A 19,565-nucleotide genomic window follows, 5' to 3' on the forward strand; every position below is an offset into this window, starting at 1 on the left:
ACATGGGTGAAGCAGTAGGCGGATATGGCTACGGCAGTGGCTTTGCTTTAATTGTAGTCTTATTTATCCTGTTGATTATCGTAGGTGCAGCTTACGTTTGTTAATAGGCTATATAAATTAGTAGGAGGGGTTTAAATGGGATTCGGTTATGGATCTAGTTGTGGCTGCGGAGGCTATGGTTATGGAGCTCCAGCAGGTGGTGGATATGGTTACGGTGTTGGCGGATTTGCCTTGATTGTAGTCTTATTCATTCTTCTTATTATCGTTGGCGCAGCTTGGTTGTAATACCTTTCTTATAAAAAATTAGTTTTTTGGTGTTCTTCGTTATTTCAGTATAAAAGAACAACCTATACAATCAGGGCGCTATCATAGCGCCCTGACTTCCTTTTTCTATAAAAGAATATAAAGTTTAACTTATTTTACGTCATCTAACTTATTCTCAATGCTTGTCATTATTTTTGCTGCCTCTTCCCAATTTCCAGCCGATAATGCCGCTTGATAAGCATCAAACAACTCTACTATTTCTTGCAGTTTTTGTTCAGAAGAATCAGTAATCCCTTCACCTTCCTTGGATTTTTTATCATTTTGACCTTCTTCCACTACCCGATTTGGACCAATATATTGAAGTATCTTATCCAATGCTTTATCAAAGGTTGCTTCCATAACAATATGGTCATCATATGCCATTACAATTTGCTTCACTTCAGGTAAAGAAGTAGCATTTGAGGATTCAATATAAATTGGCTCTACATACAACATTGTATCTTCAATCGGAATTGCTAATAGGTTTCCTCGAATGACTTCTGATCCTCCCTGCGACCATAAATTCAATTTTTGGGAAATGGTGCTATCTTGATTAATTCTATTCTCGATTTGTTGTGGCCCATAGCTGTTTTTCTGCTTAGGGAAACGATACACAAGCATTTCTCCATAGTTTTCTCCATCGTTTCGTACACCCATCCACGCAATCATATTTTGCCGATTCTTTGGAGTATATGGCATCATAAGCATGAACTCTTCTTCTTCATACTCTGGCAATTTCATCGTGATATAATAGGGCTCTATTTCAATATCTTCATTGTAATATTTCTCCGTTGGAAATTGCCAATAATCCTCCCTGTTGTAAAATACTTCTAAATTAGTCATATGATATGTTCCATACATTTTTGCTTGAATGGTAAATAATCTTTCTGGATATCGAAAATGCGAACGAACGTCTTCTGGTATTTCCTCTGTAAATAGATCTGGAAACATCTTCGCATATGTTTGTAATAATGGATCTTCTTTATCAACCATATAAAAATTAACTTCTCCAGTATACGCGTCAATTACTACTTTTACTGCATTCCGAATATAATTTTCATTTCCTACATGTGGTTTGGCATACGGATAATTTTCCGCAGTTATATAAGCATCAATCATCCATGCAAGACTACCATTCTCTCTCACAAAAATATAGGGATCCTTGTCGTATTGAAAGAATGGAGCAATCCGTTCAACACGATCCATAATATTTCTCGTTTGTAAAATCTGACTTTCACTTGTTATCTGGTCAGAAACAAACATACGAAATGATCCTTCTTGTAACGAAAATAGAAGTCGATTGATTCCAGATAAAGAGATACCGCTATTGGCAGCAAATCGATTGGATACATTCTCATCGCCGGAAGGATAATCAAATTCATCCTTCTTACTATTCACGATGACATTATCGTAATCTTGTTCCCCAAAATAAATTTGCGGACGAGTAATATCTATATCTCCTTTTGGAGGAAGGTTTTTCACCATATACTCAGGCTGACCTTGTTCGGTAACTTGATTTACCTGACTCATAGCAACACCATAACCATGTGTATACCGGAGTTTTTGATTTACCCATGTTTTAGCCTGTGAAGGTAAGTCTACCGTACTCAATTCCCTCGCTCCGATAAACACTTGCTGGTACTCCCCGTTAATCTCATACCGATCAATGTCGATATTATTAAATTTATAGTAAGTCCTAAATGTTTGTAATTGATTATAAATATCTAGTAATGGTCTTGAATCATTGACTCTGACATTGTCTAGCGTTAACTTATTCCTATCAACCATTGCTTCAGTCAATGATTGATTAGCTGGATGCTCTCGCTCATCAATTCTTTCTAATTGATAGGCTGCTCTGGTATATTCCAAATTATGCTTTAGATATGGTGACTCCTTAGAGAATTCGTTTGGAGACACAATAAATTGTTGAACACCGACAGAAGCTAACTGCGCTACAATGACGAGCCCTAGATAACCAGCTATGGGGATTATCATCTGATAATATTTCCGACGATATAAAGCACTAACCATCCATACTGTTCCAATTACAGCAGTACCAGCTAAAATATAAGATGCCGGAATGTTTACGAGTTTATCAGTATAACTTAACCCATGTACAGCACTTTCTTGAAACAAATTAACTTGATTGGTTAACATGGATTCATAAGGCTGCAATAAATGGTGACTTGCCAAAAGAAGTCCGATCATACCTAATGTAATCCCCATATGAAGCTGTGCTGAACGGCTCATTTGATATAAATGAAAAAAGGAATAGAAACCAATCTCAATTACTAAATAGAAAATACTTAACCCTAGTAAAATGTATACAATCATTTTAATGAATGGCAAGACAAACATATAAAAGGAAATATCCATGTTAAAATACGGGTCATTTAATCCAAATGAGGATTGATTTACCATTTTCAGTAAAGGCTCCCACCCTATTCCTTGTACAATCATACTACCTACCGCACCGAATACAAGTGATATGGACGCCATTAATAATCTGCTCTGCTTCAGGTTTTCGATCATCGATGGTAGCTGATTATCGTGGAAATGACTAAGGTAGGAATTTCTTATCCATGAAATAGTAATATATGTAAGTATAAAGAAGAGGATAAATCCAAGAATACCGAGTATGACTTTACTGCCAATAATGGTTGTAAAAATACTACCAAATTGAAGTGAATCCATCCATATATAGTCAATAATCCATTGAAAGCTTATTAAACCAAGCGATAGGAGGATAATGATTATACCAAGAAATATCGCAAATCCAGTCCCAACACGTCTCCACTTTTTTGATTTTACTGTTTCCTTTTGTTCGTTATATTCCAAGCGCTAACCCCCTGAGAAAACTATTTCTTATATTGTAGCAAACTTCACAAGCACTATCTTCTTTTACGTGAATAATTGCTAAATGTTTCATTATTTTTATGCTAAAGCAAAAAAAGCACAAGTCCAAAAAGACTTCGTGCTATTTATCCCTAGCTACTTGTTGTTCAAGGCTGATAAACATGAGATTCCATCCATGTTTATACTGCTCTTTATATGATTTTTTCTCCTTCTCCATATCCTCAGCTTCCCAGCCTATCTCATGTGGAATATTTATAAATTGCGTGAATATCATTTCACAACCAGACTCAACTTCTTTCAGCTCTACCTTAATTTTATCCACTGATTCACTAAATTGCGGCATCTGAAATGTAAATACAATTTTTTTCGGCTCTTCAATCTCTAAGTACTTACCTATCGCTCGATAGTCCTTACCATCCCGGTGATCAACAATTTCCCATGTCCCACCGACAACTGAATGATTTGTACATACTTTATTTGACCCAGAAGTAGTAAACAGCCATCTTTTCATACAGTTTGGATCAAGCCAAGCATCGAATACCCTTTCTGGCCGTACAGAAAATTGACGCTTCATTTGTAATGTAACTTGTGATTCACTCGCCATTTCTCCCCTCCTAACACTCATCGTTATTTAGTTCTATTTCCAATTTATCAAATTGACTGTTCCACAGGTCCTCATAGAAACGCAGCCATTCTCTAGCTACAGAAAGTCCTTCTAACTGAATACTACAGCTATGAATACGGCCTTTGACATGACGATTTACTAACCCTGCCTTTTCCAATACCTTGATATGCTTGGAAATAGCTGCCAAAGAAATAGGAAAAGGTTTAGATAACTCCGATATGGTACAAGGATGGGCTGCTATTAAACGTATTATCTTCCGTCGAGTAGGATCAGCCAATGCGTGAAAAACATGATCTAATTTTGCTTCCTGCTGCTTAACGACCATCGTAATCCCTCATTCATTTACTATTTAAGTTTAGTTGCCAAGATACCCCAAATTTATCGTCTATCCAAGCAAACTTCTCACTAAACGGATAGCTGTCAAGTGGCATAAGCACTTGCCCTTCCTTAGAAAGTTCGTGAAAAGCATTCTCTATTTCTTGGTTTGACTCACACGCTACAAACAAAGAGATACCAGGTGTAAAAGACCATTCATGTTTAACAACACTATCACTACACATAAACGTTTGATCATTAATGATAAAAGTCGCTTGATGTACAGTTCCTTCTCTGCCAACTTCGCCCTTTCCATAGCGTATAATTTCCTTAATTTCTGATTGTCTAAATATAGACGTATAAATATTCATTGCCTCTTCTGCATTACCTGAAAATGTTAAAAAGGGAGTTACTTTTCCCATGTTTCCTTCATTCCTTTCTTTATTATTTAACCAATTAGTTAAATAATAAAGAATAGCCATCAAATAGTCAACCGAATGGTTAAACATTATTTTTTACACCTTAAATAGTGATTTTGATACCTTTTTTGAATTATAGTTCTATTAAAAACGATATCTAGCATAGAATCTAGAAAGAATAGGAAAGGCTGATTTCTATCATGAATCTAAAAAACACACTACTAACATCGGTTATTAGTACAGTCATATTACTTCTGCTTGTGGCTTTTATGACTCTACCAAAAATTCATGCTGATCTCTTTCATGTACCATTGATAAGTAAAATCACGGAGTCAACTATTTTTTCAGATGCCTTGCTTTTTATAATGAGTACGGAAATACCTCAATTGGATAATCATTTGGAGGAAAATGGTATGGAAACTCCAAAGTTTTCACGATTACTTTTTGAAGGAACATCAGGGATTACACCTAACAATTTTAACAGCCTGCTAAACCTAGAGTTGCCGGGATTAACTGCTTATTCCAATAATATTTATACGGCAGGAGCAGACAAAAATAGCACAAATATACCAATGGAATCTCCACCTCCTGATTTTGAAGATTTGCTAAAGGAAGATTCAAATAATAAAAAAACGGAGCAACCCAACGAGGAAAGTGATGATAAAGATAACGCGGAAATATTTATCTATCATAGTCATAGTTGGGAAGCTTTCCTACCTTTATTAGGAGATTCAAAGAAAAAACCTAGTGATGCATCAAGTACCGATAATAGTAAAAATATTGTAATGGTGGGCTCTTTATTAACAGAGCAATTAGAAAAACAGGGAATAACTACATTTCACGATACAACGAATGTAACAGCAGAATTACACAAAAAAGGGTGGGATTATTATGATTCGTATAAATATTCACGTCAAACCATCGAAGAAGTAATGGCATCCAACAATCATGTAAATTATCTAATCGATATTCATCGTGATGCACAACGAAAAGAAAAAACTACTATTAATGTTCATGGAAAAAATTACGCCAAACTCTATTTCATTGTAGGGGTAGAACACAAGAAATACAAAGAAAACTTAAAATTTGTTGAAGCATTAAACGATCGTCTAAAAGAAAAATATCCAGGAATTAGTCGCGGTATCTATTTAAAAGATAAGTCAGAAGGAAATGGTATTTATAACCAAGATCTCTCTGCAAAATCTATTCTAATTGAGGTCGGCGGCGTCGATAATAACAAGGAAGAACTTAGCAATACAACAGAAGCATTAGCTGAAGTTATCAGTGATTATCATATGAATGCAGAAAAGGTAAATGCTGACGGTTAGTAGAAATGTATTTTCTATAAGGGCTCTTCACGTTTCTCAGGCTATCGAAAATCTCGATAGCCTATTTTTGCAGGTTTTCCTACTTTTCTATCCCTTAGCATCTCGCTTAAAAGCAAAGGAAGATTTCTTCAATAGAAACAAGCGTTCCTCCATCTATTTTTATCAAGCGATATATCTAATAATTCCCGCTACATATTTTATAATTTAATAAAATTACGAAACTTTTCCCTATTTTACTACGTATTACTATTAAAGAAAAAGTTGCATAACAACTTTATGAAGGATGTGATTCGAATGTCCCTATTTGGTGCACCAATTGAGACAGTCTATTTATATGTACTTATCATAGCAGGACTCTTAACTGTTCTTTACATTTTTTTCGGAGACTTTCTCGAGGGGATTGGTGAAATTTTTCCATTCATAAATCCCGTGCTCATCTTAGCATTTATTACTTTTTTTTCAGCAGCAGGATATATCCTAGAGTCCACTACTACATTATCTAGTCTTTTTATTATAGGTTTATCTCTAGTTATAAGTCTTATTTTAGATACACTATTAAATATTTTTATTCTTATTCCCTTATCTACAGCTGAGGAATCGTTAAGTTACACAGAAGAATCGTTAATTGGAAGAGTTGGTAAAATCATTATTCCAATTCCTGATGAAGGATATGGGGAAGTTGTTATTGAAAGTAAAAGCGGAATGATATCAAAACCTGCAACACAATATACAACAAAAGGTATGCATGAAGGCACTCAAGTATTAGTACTTGAGGTGAAAAATGGTGTGCTCTATGTAGAACCTTATGAAGATGAATTGGAAGTCTATGAATCTGATTAACCCTACAAATCCAATTTGGAATTGTACGTTAATAATATACATGTTGGAGGAGGAAATTTATGTTTGAAGGATTTTGGATTGTTATCGGAGTTGCGGTTTTCTTATTATTAGCATTAATTGGAGTCTTTATCACAAAATACCGAACCGCTGGTCCAGACGAAGCATTAATCGTAACTGGGAGCTACCTAGGTGGGAAAAATGTTCATGTAGATGAATCAGGTAATAAGATTAAGATCATTCGAGGAGGGGGTGCCTTTGTACTACCTGTTTTCCAACAGGCGGAACCACTCAGCTTGCTTTCTAGTAAATTAGAAGTAACCACACCAGAAGTTTATACTGAACAGGGAGTTCCTGTTATGGCAGATGGGACAGCAATTATTAAAATCGGTGGATCGATTGGAGAGATTGCAACTGCCGCAGAACAGTTTTTAGGCAAATCAAAAGAAGACAGAGAAAATGAAGCACGAGAGGTCTTAGAAGGACACTTGCGCTCCATTCTCGGGTCAATGACTGTCGAAGAAATTTACAAAAACCGTGATAAATTCTCACAGGAAGTACAGCGTGTTGCATCTCAAGATTTAGCAAAAATGGGCTTAATCATTGTCTCATTTACTATAAAGGATGTTAAGGATAAAAATGGTTATCTTGAATCACTTGGTAAGCCCAGAATTGCGCAAGTAAAGAGAGATGCTGATATAGCTACAGCAGAAGCGGATAAGGAAACACGTATAAAACGCGCTGAAGCAGCGAAAGACGCGAAAAAGGCTGAATTAGAAAGATCTACAGAAATCGCCGAGGCAGAAAAAGTGAATCAATTGAAAACTGCTGATTATCGTAGAGAACAGGATATTGCAAAAGCCCGAGCTGACCAAGCCTATGATTTAGAAACAGCCCGAGCAAAGCAGGAAGTAACCGAACATGAAATGGAAATAAAAATCATTGAACGTCAAAAGCAAATTGAATTGGAAGAAAAAGAAATTCAAAGACGAGAAAGACAATATGATTCTGAGGTTAAGAAGAAAGCAGACGCAGATCGTTATGCGGTAGAGCAATCAGCTATCGCCGATAAGACAAAACAAATAGCTGAGGCAGAAGCAAATCAATACCGAATTGAAGCTGAAGCCAGAGCAGATGCAGAGCGTGTAAGGGTTGATGGTCTTGCCAAGGCTGAATCTCAACGAGCACAAGGAGAATCTGAAGCAGAGGTCATCCGACTTACTGGATTAGCAGAGGCTGAGGCAAAACGTGAAATTGCAGAGGCATTTGAACAATATGGTCAAGCAGCCATATTAGATATGATAATGAAAATGCTACCAGAATATGCAAAAGAAATTGCCGCTCCACTTTCAAATATTGATAAGCTTACGGTTGTAGATACTGGAAGCAGTGGAAGTGACGGTGGTGCTAATAAGGTATCTGGATATGCTACAAACTTAATGGCAAGCTTGCAGGAATCCCTCAAAGCTTCCTCAGGTATTGATGTAAAAGAGCTATTAGAAAATATAACCGGAAAAAACAATCTTTCAGATAATACTGACTTCGAACAAATAAGGTATAGAAAAAATGACACCGAACAACAATTAGCAGAGATAGATCACAATAAGTAATCATGTAGATATACTTAATGGATAGGAGCTTTCGCTGTTCAAAGATGGGACAAAATTAACATAATTAACCCATGAGCCAAACGATAAGATACCAACCCCCGGAAGTTAGAGAGAAAATCTAATTTATGGAAGCGATGTATCGTTGCTGAAGCCTTATCCGCAGAAAGCGTAGTATTTTGTTCGACTGATGAAAGAACCTGGTTTGTGTAAACAAAGGGGGCAGAACAAACCTTGATCAGTGGGGATTTTGTTTATTCCCCACTGATTGAAGTTTCACTTTATTGCTTGAACTGGCAGTCTTACTGCCAGTTATATACAAGATAAAACACATTTGTCTCAGCCCACTAATTTTAGTGTGTGTTTATTTCTCATCTTTTATCGTTTCGTGCCTTTACGATTAAGAAATGTGGTTGCTTCATTAATGTTTCATAACCTGTTGGATTCTGTTCTTTAAACTTTCGTGTTGGTTGGGGTTCAATTACTTGTTCAAGTGAGAAATAAGAAAGTGTATCGTTTAAAATAGATTGCATTGGCCTACTATATGAGTAAACATCGACGGATACCCCCGCTTTTTTCCATCTATCCTTCATTAGTTCTACTTTAAAATAATTAGTCATATGGTCTAATAAGAATTTCATCTGTGGGTGATGTACAGAAAATAATAGTAAGCCAGATGGTTTTAATATACGTTTAAATTCAACGAAGGTCTTGTGCCAATCTTTTAAGTAGTGAAGCGTTAAAGAACTAACAATGATATCATAGGAATTATCCGTAAATGGAAGTACTTCTTCTAAATCAACACAATAAGCCTGTATTGTTTCTCCCATTCTTCTCTTTGTAGCAGCTACCATTTTGGGGCTGAGATCAACTGCTGTTAGCCTCCCCCCTCTTTTCACCAATTGTTCTGTATACCAACCCGCTGCACAGCCTGCATCCAAAACTGATTTCCCTGTTAAATCCTCAGGTACTTGCTTCAGCATAGCTGGTCTTTCATATTGGCTATTGTATAAGCTTACTTTGTCAACCTCTTGTTCATACGCGTAGGATAATTGATCAAACGATTGTTTTATTTTGGATTTCATTAGCACTACCCCTTTCATAACAGCCCAATGTTATAGTTAACGCGAAAAATGGAAACTATCCTTGCTTGTTTATATGAACTAGTCTACGTCAATTTTTTGTATTTCTTGAAGCTCTTTCTCCCTAAAAACGAGCTTGTAGATTGCTGGCATTTCAAGCTTTTCCCAAAACGAAAAATCATAGCGACGATCAAAATAGTTCATGATGAGTACCATAATATTTCCATGTGTTCCAATTACAATATTCTCATTCTGATGAATTTCCAATAGTTCAAAAATGGACTTAACTCCTCTATGTTGTGCCTCATAATTGGACTCACCACCTGTGAAAGCAAAATCATAATTGCCCCAAACCTTGGTAATGGCTGTTTGAAAATCCTTTACCGGTTTATCTGACAAAATCCGCTCTTTAACATTTTCAATCAGACCTATCGTTTTGTCCAACTGTCTAGCCGTCCCTTCAATAGTTTGAATAGCTCGTCGATAAGGGCTCGAATAGACATGGTGAATGTTTTCTTTTGTGAGTTTATCTGTTACTTGACTAGCAGCAATTACACCTTGTGCTGATAAGGTTCTATTGTACTCATCAGGTGTATACGTTGAATGAGCATGCCTTACCAAATAAATTGTTGTTACCATCAACTATCCTCCTTCCCTCATTTAGATTTCCAATTGCCATTAGCTTCTATCGTATTATCTAACACAGTTTGAATACGCTTCTTCATTTGCAAAGGTAAATTTTCTTCGATTGCAGCTAATAGAATACTAGGATAACAGATACCATTACCCAGGAAATAATTTTCTAATTGTTTTACTTTTCGCTCTCTTCCCGGGATTAACTGGTAGAGGATAAACCAATCCTCTAATTTACAAAAAGGAACCTTTTTACCCTTGATTTGATGCTCAACAATAGAATTTTTGGTGAATGCATACGTATATACCCCATCTGAATGCCCGATCTTAAATTCACTCATTACATCTACTTCTAGCTGATCCACACAAAATTTAAAGAAATACGTAGTTAAAAAGGGATGTTTCTTTTGTACGTCCTTTTCTGTCCCAATACATCTCATAGCCCCCGTGAAAAGCTGTACCTCATTATCAGGAATGATTAAGTCTAAATCATGGACTTCATCTACAATGCCGTATTGATATAAAAGTTGGGAACCCCCAATCCCCCATGTCCCTTTTGTTGCATTTAAAGTGTCGGTTATGTACATTACTAATGAAGAAATCATTCTGCACGCCTCCTCTTCGACTTATTATACCGAATCCATAATACTCTGACAAAAGAAACTCAACGCGTAACGTTTTATTTACGCTAAATTGATAGTAGTCCTCGAATAAGTAGGTATCATCCTAGACGTGTACACAAAATTAAGACATTGAAAAACCGTTATACGTCGTGTATGAGAAGGATCGAAAAAACAGGTCGATGAAACGGCGAGCGGCTTTCTAATGAAGGTAAGTAGATCTACAGAACACGGAAGATTGTCTTCCCCTATATAAGATGGCGTTAGATAAGGGGGATTCTTTTCCGTATAAAGACAGAGAATACTGGAGACTTCCGCATTCGTCCCACACACACAACAAAAGCGCAAGCACCCGATTAGAAACGTAGAGAGTTAACGGAGATAAAGGAATCACGGTGTGGTTGCGCGCGAACCGATGATGGCGTATCGTAGGGCAATTCGCGAGACTGCCTAGTTTCTAGACGCTGGAGCTTGACGCGGTTCAACACTCCCATAGTTATCCATAGTGCTCAAATTTTATAGTTTCCTAGACAACAAAAAAAGCTTGTAGAAAACATAAAGGTTCTCTACAAGCTGCAAGGAACGTTCCTCTATGAACATTCCTTTTTCCATTTCATAATATGTGAACAAATTCACCATGTAATTGTTACCCATTCTTTATTTAGCTACTTCTATTTGATATTCCTCGTGTTCGTGTAAACCTTCATCATTTTCAACATGGATGATAGCATGATAAGTACCCTGTTCCCCAAAAGAATGGTTTGCAGTATATTCACCAGCCTTTTTCTCTTCTGCATCTACCCATTCATGTTTTTCTTCGCCTTCTTTCCATACCTCATAGCGCACAGCTGCTTGTTCAAGTGCTTGTTCATCCATCTGTAGATGAACGGTCATTTCCACATCCTGATCTATTTTTACATTTTCTAGTTTATTAAAGTGCATGGAGAATCCTTCTGCATGTGTACCATGATCGTGCTCTCCTGAGTCATGTTCATGATTTTCAGCCTCCTGCTCCTCATGACTTTTGCCATCTCCAACTATTATTGCTTTTTTCGGCATGGTATGAAGCGCCCTTGCGGTAGTATGAGCATACATTTCATATTCTCCGTCGTGATCAAATGTTGTTTCTGCAGTGTATGTACCATCTTGATTGTTTGTAGATTCAACTTTAATACTGTCATCTTTTTTGTCTTTTTCCCAGATTTCGAAAACCACTTCTTCGGCATCTGTAACCTTTTCATCACCATAAGTCACTGTTGCTTTTAATTCCACCGGATCACCAGGATCAACTGTTTCAGGTACTTCAAAATCTACATTTAATGACTTAACCTCTTCATCTTCAGCCTTTTTTGTCGTATCATCTTTTTCATTCTCGCCACAAGCGGCAAGAACCATCATCAAAATCATTCCTAAAATCAGCAACAAATATTTCTTGTGCATCTGACATTCTCCTCTTTTAATGGACTCAAAGACTAGTGCTTCCCACCACAAGTTGTATTACCATTCATTTTTTCAAATAAAGCTTTTTTAGCTGCTTGGAAGGCATATACTTCCCCTCCAAAACCCTTGACAAATTTTTCGGCATGCTCTTTCCATTCAAAAGTTAAAACCTGCGGTTGACAGCATCCCATATGTAATGTTGTATCCATTACAAACCAAGCTGAGGGTGCACTTATAGTTGTCTGTCTAAAAAAGTCTGGGCAAATCGCTTGAATTACCTTATCTCCCAATTGTTGATGTCGCAATAATCCGCAGTGAGCACAGCAGGCCATTTCGATTTTATCATTAGATAAGATTAAACGATAAGCTAGCCTATCATTATTTTTCCGGCTACAAAATACACAAGCATCATGACTAGTGTTCGTTTCCTGATGCTCCGTATGTACTAAAGAAATTCCTCCAAATGTTTTCTTAACAATCCCCTGATCTAATAGTCCCTTCACATCACGATGTATTGTCATTTCTGAGACACCAAATGTTTTACTTAATTCAGCTATTTTTAGATTCTTTTTTTCATAGATAAGTTTTTTTATGCGATTTTGACGCTCCAACGGCAGCATTATTTACCTCCCCCCTTACATAACATCATTTAACATCTTATAACAAAATATATCATGTGTAATCGGAATCATCAATGTAATTTCTTTGAATTATTTGTGAATAATTTATGTACTTTATGAATAGAATTATCTATTAGTCAATTCACGAATTCATTGCAAACTTAACACATTCTACTATAGTTTTCCTTCCTTTATCTGTGAGTATTTGTTAATTTATAATAAATGCCTTACGAATCTAAAGGAGAGATAAAATGAGTATCGAGATGTTACTTGTTGGCCAGCAGTGGAATATACCATTATTATGCGCACTCATATTAATAGTCATTGGATATATTCTATTATTCATAAAGAAAAGGTTAACAATAAATACGAAGTCTCAGCCTATATTATTAATCTTCTCCCTATGCCTCTTCTATCTAACCATAGGTAGTCCATTATCAGCAATTAGCCATTTTAACTTTAGTTTTCATATGATTCAAATGAGTATCGTCTATTTTATTATCCCGCCGTTGTTTATACGAAGTAGTCCTAAACTACACGTCCGTACTAGGAATAGCTTTTTAGGTATCCAAATTCGACTAAACATGAAATTGCTAACGATATCAGCACTTCTCCTTTTTGCTATCTTATTTTTTCTGTATCACTTACCTGTTGTCATGCAGTTTATATTCAAATACCCTATGATTCGTATACCATATTTAGTTGCACTTTTCATTTTAGCTTTTTTCATGTGGTGGCCATTAGCTAGTACCAAAGCTAAGATTTACTTTGACCAAAAGCAAAAGCGGAAATTCGTATTATTAAGTGCTATGATCCTAATGCCTGCATGTATGATATTTATTATTAGTGCATTATTTAATGGGATGCATCATCCATTTCTAAATCATGTTATCACCCAACTATGTATTCCTCCAACAGTGGAGCAAACAAGTGTGGTACCTTTCTCTTTCGATACACGCATAGATCAAGGAATCGCAGGATTTTCGATGCTTGGAATTCACAAAATTGGGTTAAAGTTGTCCACTCATTTGAATAAGCACTGTAGTTAATCAAATCCCATCGCTTCATTGTTGCCCTACCATCTCTGCTTAAACCTATGGAACTGGTTTTCCTAACAATGTCGGTCTCTCTACAATTTCGAACAATGTTGACATTAGGTGTCATATTTAACCGTTACACTAACAGTATATCAATTTGAAAGGAGTAATAAGATGGGAAATTTGACAGGGAAAGTTGCCATTGTTGCTGGCGGAACAAGAGGAGCAGGACGTGGTATTGCTATCCAGTTAGGGGAAGCAGGAGCTACAGTTTATGTAACAGGAAGGACTACGAATAACCATACTTCACCTATGCAACGATCAGAAACTATCGAGCAAACAGCAGCGTTAGTTAGCCAAGCGGGTGGCTGCGGCATCGCTGTTAAAACTGATCATACAAAGGAAAAACAAGTCAAATCCTTATTTCAAAGAATTGAACATGAACAGGGTCAACTGGACATTCTTGTGAATGACATTTGGGGCGGAGATCCGTTAACAGAATGGGGGAAAACTATAGGAGATCATGATTTGTCCGATGGGTTACAGTTGCTGCAACAAGCAGTACAATCACATATTATTACTTCACATTATGCTATTCCACTATTAAAGAAAGCATCTCAAGGAATAATGATCGAAATCACTGATGGGACAGATTATTCCTATCGAGGGAACTTCTATTATAGTCTAGCTAAGATCTCAAACATTCATATGGCACAAGCGATGGCCACTGACTTAAAGGAAGATTCGATTATAGCACTGGCTGTTACTCCAGGGTTTCTGCGCTCCGAGGCAATGCTAGATTTATTTCAGGTTACGGAAGATAATTGGCAGGATGGTGTTAAAAGCGATAAACACTTTATAGCATCTGAAACACCTTTTTACATCGGTAAAGCGATTAGGCATTTAGCAACAGATCCTGATGTTGGTCGTTTTTCGGGTAAAACACTATCTACCTGGCAATTATCCGATATTTACAATTTTACGGACAGGGATGGCAGTAAACCACATTGGGGTAACTATTATCATAAGCATATAAAATGATAAGGGGAAACTTCAATCAATGGAAGTATTACTGCCAGTTATATGCGGATAAAAATGCCAAGCTAGTAGTTAACTACTGGTTTGGCATTTTAGCATGAATAAACTTTGCTAATATCCTCACAATATGATTATCATCATTAACACGGGTTGGGGGATTATAGATGGGTAATATTACAATTTCACAATTAATGGCTATTTTCTTGTTAAGCACAGGCTTAAGCAACCATGTTATTGTGATACCAATCTTAATTAACGCGACTGGCCGAGACGCTTGGATTAGTGTGCTAATTGGTTATAGCCTCCTTCTAGCCCTTTCCCATTGTTCCTTTATGTTACAAAGCAGTTTCAAGATCAATCGCTATTTCAATGGTTATCTTCTACCTATTCTAAAACGCTAAGTTATGGTATTGCTGTTTTAATTGTTATATTTCTTCTAATTATGGGCTGGATAACCTTAAAGGAAACCGTTATGTGGACAGATGAAACGTATTTGTTTTTTACACCAATCCTTGTTATCACCTTGTTTACTTTAGGCGCATCGCTCTATATATCTTATTGTAAGCTAAACGTTATTGGTATCTGCGCAGGCGTTCTGCTACCTCTAGTAATTCTTTTCGGTATGTTCGTAGCAATTGGTACTATTCCCGATAAAAACTACCGACTTGTGGCACCAGTACTGGTTGAAAATGGATGGGGAGACGTCCTCCACGGTGCTTTGTTCGCATTTGGTTCCGTTATTGAATTATTTTTATTGTATTTACTTCAACATCAGGTTACAAAATCAATCCAATTCAAGCATTTAGTTTTTCTTATCTTATTTTTATCTATCTTAACTACCGGCCCCTTACTTGGGACAATAGCTACTTTTGGCGTTGAAGAGGCAGCAAAAATTCGTTATCCAGCCTTTTTTCAATGGAGAATTGTTGGTATTGGAAACTATTTTAACCATCTGGATTTTTTATCTATTTACCAATGGTTATCTGGCGCTTTTATCCGTTTAGCTATCATCTTATATCTCATTACCCAAGCCTTTAACATTACTAATAAAAAGAAACGGCTATTTATACAAGCTTTTATCTGCTTCATCTATTTACTGTTTATGTTAGCCCCTATTTCGGATGAGGCATTTTTGAAGTTTTTATCTAACTATTATTACTTGGGAAGCAGTATCTTTGGTGTTGTAATCACTTGCACGATCGCACTCCTGATTAAATTATCGAAGAATAGGATGTCTATACATGCGAAAAAATAAAAAGCAATCAAAAGAAAACTATATACGAGACTTATTTCGAGATTCTTCGGATGTCTCCATTGAAAACCATCTCTTATATAATCCAAAGCAAAAAGAACCGATGTTAGTGATTTACTGCAACGGTATGATTGAACATAGTTTATTAATAAACAGTATTTTACCTGAAATACAAGAAAATTATTATCATAATGGTCTAAAGGGTGTAGAACATATAAACTGCTCAAAAAAAATAAAGTGGTCTAAAGATGAGGTCAATATCGGTCAAACCCTTCCAGAAAAAATATTTAACGGCTATTCAGCATTCATAATATCAGACCATATTTATTTCTTTGATACTTCGAATCCACCAAAGCGTTCACCTGAAGAGTCGAATGCAGAAGTATCTTTACGTGGACCTAGAGATGCATTTATTGAGGACATAAGCTCTAACGTAGCACTAGTTCGCAAGCGCTTAAAGACCAACTCGCTTACTTCAAAATCATTTGTAATCGGAAAAAGAAGTAATACGAAGGTAGAATTAGTTTATTTTAGCGATATCCAAAATAAAGATATGATAAATGAAGTTACAAAAAGGCTCAATCATATAGATATTGATATCTTGTTAAGTGATAATCAGTTATTAGGTATTCTTGGTGAATCTCATTATTCCTTATTTCCCCTTATGCAATCAATATCTCATCCAGATGGTGTTGTAAGTAGCTTAGCAAGAGGTAGGTTCGCCATTTTTATTGATAATGTACCAAATGTAATTATTGCTCCTGGCAACTTAGGATTATTTTTAAATACTTCTGAGGATGAGCATACACCGTATTATTATGCTACGTTTGAATTGTTTCTTAGACTTGTTGGGTTTATGGTGTCTATCTTCTTACCAGCTTTTTGGGTATCGCTATCTGCTTATAATGTTGACCAGATACCATTTCCACTATTAGCTACAATTGCTGCTTCAAGATTAGGTATTCCATTCAATACGACAGTAGAGTTACTCTTAATGCTTGGATTATTTGAATTATTTAGAGAAGCAGGAGTAAGATTACCGAAACCAGTTGGTCAAACCGTAGCCGTAGTAGGTGGTCTCATCGTAGGAGATGCAGCCATTCGTGCCGGTTTAACCTCTCCAACGATGCTAGTTATTTCATCTATTACGGCAGTTGCTACGTTTACATTAGGAAATCAGGCACTCTTTGGCACTGTTTCCATAATTAGAATCGGATCGATTCTTCTATCATCCTTATTTGGTATGTTTGGATTTTTCATTAGTGTTTTCCTTACACTTGGCTACCTTGCAAAACTCGAATCATTTGGTGTTCCTTATTTAAGCCCAGTTTCTCCTTTCTCTAAAAAAGATTTTGTGAAAGCCGTCGTAAAAGACCCTGTTGTTAAACAAAATGAACGAGCATTAATTTTGGATACGAATGATGCAGACAGGCAGGCTGATAAATAATGAAGCGTATCAAAAAATTACTTTTAATTAGTTTCTTATTACTTGTTTTAAGTGGTTGTTGGGATGAAAAAGAAATTGGCGAGGTTAATTACGCAACCGCTATGGCAATTGACTATCAAGATGAAAACTATATTATTTATGTGCAAATTTTAGACTTTTCCAATGTAGCAAAGCAAGATGTTAATAAACCCGCTCAGCAAGTTCCTCTTTACATTGGTAGGGCTAAAGGGAAAACAGTTAATGATGCTGTTAATAATTTATATCATACGTCACAGCAAATGATTAATTGGGCACATGTTGGTGCTGTTATTTATACGCAATCTGTAATTGAGAAAGGAGTTACGCGTGCGGAGCAGTCATTACGAAAAAACGGGCAATTTCGTTACACTCCTTGGATGTTTGGAACAAAAGAATCGATTGACGATATCCTAAGTGCTACAGGATTTTTTCAACTACCACCTGTCTACACCATTTTATATAAGCCCACGGATACGTATACTATTAACTCCTACATTAGGCCGATCCGCATGCATAAATTTGTTTCCATCTACAAAGAGCCTGGAGGAACGGCATTATTACCTGCTCTTTCTATCGATGAAACAGATTGGAAGGAATCTGTCGTAGAACCTAAGCCTAAAAAGACATTAAAGGTGAATGGTGTATTTCCCATTCATAATGGGAAGGGCAAGGAATGGTTATCCCATGATGAACTACCAGGACTTCGCTGGACCAATAATGATACGAAAAATACAACAATAGATGTTGTAGAAGATGATCAAATTAAAGGAACAGTTCGAATTATGAAGCCCCATGTGGAATTTAGTGTAGAGAAAAAGGGAAGCGATTTTCAATTTTCCATCCATGTGAAAGCTGTAGGGTCACTTTCTGACATGGAGGAGCAACTTTCAGTCAAGAAAATTGAAAAATTAGTAAAGAAACAAATAAAAAAAGAAATAACCGAAACATACTTAAATGGTATTAATAAAGGAGTTGACGTATATAACATTAAGAATAAGCTATTCCATCAACGAGTTAAACCAAAAGATTTAGCCAAGTATCCATTAAAAGCTGAATCACTTCATAAGATTACGGTTGATTTCCATCTAGAGACAAAGGGAGTATATGAATAAGGTAAGCCAATGATAATGTATTGCTATTGCTATTTTAACGAAGTTAAAAAACTGTAATCTATTGGGAAGTGTTTATGTTGTATAATATTTTTTAATTGCTCTCCATAAGCACTCCCGCTTGTATATGCCTTTTCTTTGTATTTCTTTTCTACATTAGTGGTAAGCATTTACGTTATGTTCTCCAATTGTCTATCAATAGCACGAAGCATATATGCAGCAAATAACTGTAATGCAGAAACATCCCATGCATGTTTTTGCTTATTTAAAGAATAATCAGCTAAGGAATGAGCTACTACCATATGTAAATCCTCTCTTTCATCAGCTAGCTGTTCTAACATCCATTCACCTGCTTCTTGCTTAGACGATACAACACTTTCCCTCAAGTAATAAAGTACACGACATAAATTCAGACTATAATAAACAGGTGCGTTACGAATTTCAATATAGGCATCTTCGATATCCTTCATAATGGAAGAAAGGTATATTGTATGATCAATGGCAGGAAAAGCTAGCTGCTTAGCTTCACCAAATAATGTAACTCCTCGTTCAAGGGTTACGACAATGTGCGCTGCTAAATCATAGTCTTTACCATTAGCACATAGGTAGTTTTCATTCTGTAAATAATAATGTTTATGGTCCATGGAATAATGTAATTCAAAAGGAGTTGGATATAAAAAAGGGTATAAGGTGGATTGCAACATCATACTCATTTCTATACGTACAGCAAACCTATCTTCTAAGTCGATCAATTGTTTAATTATATGCTTCTTTTCATCCAACGATAGTTGTTTTCCCACAAGAACTAATAGATCTATATCGCTATGAAGCGGATTATAACACCCCATAGCTAACGAACCATGTAAATAAATACCATCTAGTTTTTCCCCTAAACATGTTTGGAAAGCATGAACAATGTTTTGCAACGTTTCATCCATATTCATAAAGATCTCCCCCTAACTGCCATCCATTCCGTTAC

Annotated in this window: 20 protein-coding genes; 10 read left to right on the plus strand and 10 right to left on the minus strand. The window is 36.2% G+C overall.

Annotation, left to right across the window (positions count from 1 at the left end; all coding sequences use genetic code 11):
• Positions 1-2: 2 nt before the first annotated feature.
• Both JUJ52_RS00305 and JUJ52_RS00310 read left to right on the plus strand, forming a co-directional pair.
• Positions 3-104 (plus strand): YjcZ family sporulation protein, encoded by a 102-nt coding sequence (locus tag JUJ52_RS00305; RefSeq protein WP_080668726.1) that lies wholly within the window; start codon positions 3-5, stop codon positions 102-104.
• A gap of 31 nt (positions 105-135) precedes the next feature.
• Positions 136-285: a YjcZ family sporulation protein gene (locus JUJ52_RS00310; RefSeq protein WP_034679373.1), complete on the plus strand. Its 150-nt coding sequence runs from the start codon at positions 136-138 to the stop codon at positions 283-285.
• A 129-nt stretch (positions 286-414) separates the two neighbouring features.
• Here JUJ52_RS00310 and JUJ52_RS00315 read toward each other — a convergent pair whose 3' ends face one another.
• From JUJ52_RS00315 to JUJ52_RS00330, 4 genes are all read right to left on the minus strand, one after another.
• The gene (locus JUJ52_RS00315; RefSeq protein ID WP_205388479.1) at positions 415-3,141 is read right to left on the minus strand and encodes a UPF0182 family membrane protein; all 2,727 of its coding nucleotides are present in this window, start codon (positions 3,139-3,141) and stop codon (positions 415-417) included.
• 139 nt (positions 3,142-3,280) lie between these two features.
• Positions 3,281-3,763: an SRPBCC family protein gene (locus JUJ52_RS00320; RefSeq protein WP_205388478.1), complete on the minus strand. Its 483-nt coding sequence runs from the start codon at positions 3,761-3,763 to the stop codon at positions 3,281-3,283.
• Positions 3,764-3,773: 10 nt separating this feature from the next.
• Complete coding sequence (locus JUJ52_RS00325; RefSeq protein WP_026682180.1) at positions 3,774-4,109, minus strand: ArsR/SmtB family transcription factor; 336 nt, start codon at positions 4,107-4,109, stop codon at positions 3,774-3,776.
• A gap of 13 nt (positions 4,110-4,122) precedes the next feature.
• On the minus strand, positions 4,123-4,521 hold the full coding sequence (locus tag JUJ52_RS00330) for a VOC family protein (RefSeq protein ID WP_026682181.1): 399 nt from the start codon (positions 4,519-4,521) through the stop codon (positions 4,123-4,125).
• A gap of 197 nt (positions 4,522-4,718) precedes the next feature.
• On the opposite strand from JUJ52_RS00330, the gene spoIIP reads away from it, so the two are divergent.
• The 3 genes from spoIIP to JUJ52_RS00345 all read left to right on the plus strand — a co-directional run bounded on the left by spoIIP (position 4,719) and on the right by JUJ52_RS00345 (position 8,293).
• Positions 4,719-5,846 (plus strand): stage II sporulation protein P, encoded by a 1,128-nt coding sequence (gene spoIIP / locus JUJ52_RS00335; protein WP_026682182.1) that lies wholly within the window; start codon positions 4,719-4,721, stop codon positions 5,844-5,846.
• A gap of 294 nt (positions 5,847-6,140) precedes the next feature.
• Positions 6,141-6,686, plus strand: a complete 546-nt coding sequence (locus tag JUJ52_RS00340; protein WP_205388477.1) for an NfeD family protein — start codon at positions 6,141-6,143, stop codon at positions 6,684-6,686.
• Positions 6,687-6,745: 59 nt separating this feature from the next.
• A complete protein-coding gene (locus JUJ52_RS00345; RefSeq protein ID WP_121604993.1) occupies positions 6,746-8,293 on the plus strand; it encodes a flotillin lipid rafts scaffold protein FloT in 1,548 nt (515 codons plus the stop codon).
• A 368-nt stretch (positions 8,294-8,661) separates the two neighbouring features.
• On the opposite strand, the gene JUJ52_RS00350 is transcribed toward JUJ52_RS00345, so the two are convergent.
• The 5 genes from JUJ52_RS00350 to JUJ52_RS00370 form a co-directional block, all read right to left on the minus strand.
• Positions 8,662-9,375 (minus strand): class I SAM-dependent methyltransferase, encoded by a 714-nt coding sequence (locus tag JUJ52_RS00350; RefSeq protein WP_026682185.1) that lies wholly within the window; start codon positions 9,373-9,375, stop codon positions 8,662-8,664.
• A 78-nt stretch (positions 9,376-9,453) separates the two neighbouring features.
• Complete coding sequence (locus JUJ52_RS00355) at positions 9,454-10,011, minus strand: histidine phosphatase family protein (RefSeq protein WP_121604991.1); 558 nt, start codon at positions 10,009-10,011, stop codon at positions 9,454-9,456.
• Between the two features lie 17 nt (positions 10,012-10,028).
• Positions 10,029-10,610 (minus strand): hypothetical protein, encoded by a 582-nt coding sequence (locus JUJ52_RS00360; RefSeq protein WP_121604990.1) that lies wholly within the window; start codon positions 10,608-10,610, stop codon positions 10,029-10,031.
• Between the two features lie 672 nt (positions 10,611-11,282).
• Positions 11,283-12,065 carry a FixH family protein gene (locus JUJ52_RS00365; RefSeq protein WP_026682187.1) on the minus strand — a complete coding sequence of 261 codons (783 nt, stop codon included), beginning with the start codon at positions 12,063-12,065 and terminating at the stop codon, positions 11,283-11,285.
• A gap of 32 nt (positions 12,066-12,097) precedes the next feature.
• Entirely contained in the window at positions 12,098-12,685 is a 588-nt protein-coding gene (locus JUJ52_RS00370; RefSeq protein ID WP_026682188.1) for a DeoR family transcriptional regulator, read from the minus strand.
• A 251-nt stretch (positions 12,686-12,936) separates the two neighbouring features.
• Between JUJ52_RS00370 and JUJ52_RS00375 the strand changes: the two genes are divergently transcribed.
• From JUJ52_RS00375 to JUJ52_RS00395, 5 genes are all read left to right on the plus strand, one after another.
• A complete protein-coding gene (locus JUJ52_RS00375) occupies positions 12,937-13,734 on the plus strand; it encodes a cytochrome c oxidase assembly protein (RefSeq protein WP_121604989.1) in 798 nt (265 codons plus the stop codon).
• A gap of 162 nt (positions 13,735-13,896) precedes the next feature.
• Complete coding sequence (locus JUJ52_RS00380; protein WP_205388476.1) at positions 13,897-14,763, plus strand: SDR family oxidoreductase; 867 nt, start codon at positions 13,897-13,899, stop codon at positions 14,761-14,763.
• A 319-nt stretch (positions 14,764-15,082) separates the two neighbouring features.
• Positions 15,083-16,015: a GerAB/ArcD/ProY family transporter gene (locus JUJ52_RS00385; protein WP_205388475.1), complete on the plus strand. Its 933-nt coding sequence runs from the start codon at positions 15,083-15,085 to the stop codon at positions 16,013-16,015.
• Positions 16,002-17,459, plus strand: a complete 1,458-nt coding sequence (locus JUJ52_RS00390; RefSeq protein WP_205388474.1) for a spore germination protein — start codon at positions 16,002-16,004, stop codon at positions 17,457-17,459. Before JUJ52_RS00385 ends, JUJ52_RS00390 begins: the two co-directional genes overlap by 14 nt.
• On the plus strand, positions 17,459-18,589 hold the full coding sequence (locus JUJ52_RS00395; protein WP_121604985.1) for a Ger(x)C family spore germination protein: 1,131 nt from the start codon (positions 17,459-17,461) through the stop codon (positions 18,587-18,589). The genes JUJ52_RS00390 and JUJ52_RS00395 overlap by 1 nt, the downstream gene beginning before the upstream one ends.
• Before the next feature lie 167 nt (positions 18,590-18,756).
• On the opposite strand, the gene JUJ52_RS00400 is transcribed toward JUJ52_RS00395, so the two are convergent.
• A complete protein-coding gene (locus tag JUJ52_RS00400) occupies positions 18,757-19,530 on the minus strand; it encodes an aminoglycoside adenylyltransferase domain-containing protein (protein WP_205388473.1) in 774 nt (257 codons plus the stop codon).
• Positions 19,531-19,565: the final 35 nt, after the last annotated feature.

The organism is Virgibacillus sp. AGTR (genome assembly GCF_016919725.2).
Taxonomy (GTDB): domain Bacteria; phylum Bacillota; class Bacilli; order Bacillales; family Amphibacillaceae; genus Virgibacillus; species Virgibacillus salarius.

Excerpts from the sequence above, each read along its gene's own strand:
- spoIIP (WP_026682182.1), top strand. The coding sequence starts at position 4,719 with ATGAATCTAAAAAACACACTACTAACATCGGTTATTAGTACAGTCATA.
- JUJ52_RS00325 (WP_026682180.1), bottom strand. The coding sequence starts at position 4,109 with ATGGTCGTTAAGCAGCAGGAAGCAAAATTAGATCATGTTTTTCACGCA.
- JUJ52_RS00330 (WP_026682181.1), bottom strand. The coding sequence starts at position 4,521 with ATGGGAAAAGTAACTCCCTTTTTAACATTTTCAGGTAATGCAGAAGAG.
- JUJ52_RS00365 (WP_026682187.1), bottom strand. The coding sequence starts at position 12,065 with ATGCACAAGAAATATTTGTTGCTGATTTTAGGAATGATTTTGATGATG.
- JUJ52_RS00345 (WP_121604993.1), top strand. The coding sequence starts at position 6,746 with ATGTTTGAAGGATTTTGGATTGTTATCGGAGTTGCGGTTTTCTTATTA.
- JUJ52_RS00395 (WP_121604985.1), top strand. The coding sequence starts at position 17,459 with ATGAAGCGTATCAAAAAATTACTTTTAATTAGTTTCTTATTACTTGTT.
- JUJ52_RS00305 (WP_080668726.1), top strand. The coding sequence starts at position 3 with ATGGGTGAAGCAGTAGGCGGATATGGCTACGGCAGTGGCTTTGCTTTA.
- JUJ52_RS00310 (WP_034679373.1), top strand. The coding sequence starts at position 136 with ATGGGATTCGGTTATGGATCTAGTTGTGGCTGCGGAGGCTATGGTTAT.
- JUJ52_RS00320 (WP_205388478.1), bottom strand. The coding sequence starts at position 3,763 with ATGGCGAGTGAATCACAAGTTACATTACAAATGAAGCGTCAATTTTCT.
- JUJ52_RS00400 (WP_205388473.1), bottom strand. The coding sequence starts at position 19,530 with ATGAATATGGATGAAACGTTGCAAAACATTGTTCATGCTTTCCAAACA.
- JUJ52_RS00355 (WP_121604991.1), bottom strand. The coding sequence starts at position 10,011 with ATGGTAACAACAATTTATTTGGTAAGGCATGCTCATTCAACGTATACA.
- JUJ52_RS00390 (WP_205388474.1), top strand. The coding sequence starts at position 16,002 with ATGCGAAAAAATAAAAAGCAATCAAAAGAAAACTATATACGAGACTTA.
- JUJ52_RS00350 (WP_026682185.1), bottom strand. The coding sequence starts at position 9,375 with ATGAAATCCAAAATAAAACAATCGTTTGATCAATTATCCTACGCGTAT.
- JUJ52_RS00340 (WP_205388477.1), top strand. The coding sequence starts at position 6,141 with ATGTCCCTATTTGGTGCACCAATTGAGACAGTCTATTTATATGTACTT.
- JUJ52_RS00360 (WP_121604990.1), bottom strand. The coding sequence starts at position 10,610 with ATGATTTCTTCATTAGTAATGTACATAACCGACACTTTAAATGCAACA.
- JUJ52_RS00375 (WP_121604989.1), top strand. The coding sequence starts at position 12,937 with ATGAGTATCGAGATGTTACTTGTTGGCCAGCAGTGGAATATACCATTA.
- JUJ52_RS00370 (WP_026682188.1), bottom strand. The coding sequence starts at position 12,685 with ATGCTGCCGTTGGAGCGTCAAAATCGCATAAAAAAACTTATCTATGAA.
- JUJ52_RS00380 (WP_205388476.1), top strand. The coding sequence starts at position 13,897 with ATGGGAAATTTGACAGGGAAAGTTGCCATTGTTGCTGGCGGAACAAGA.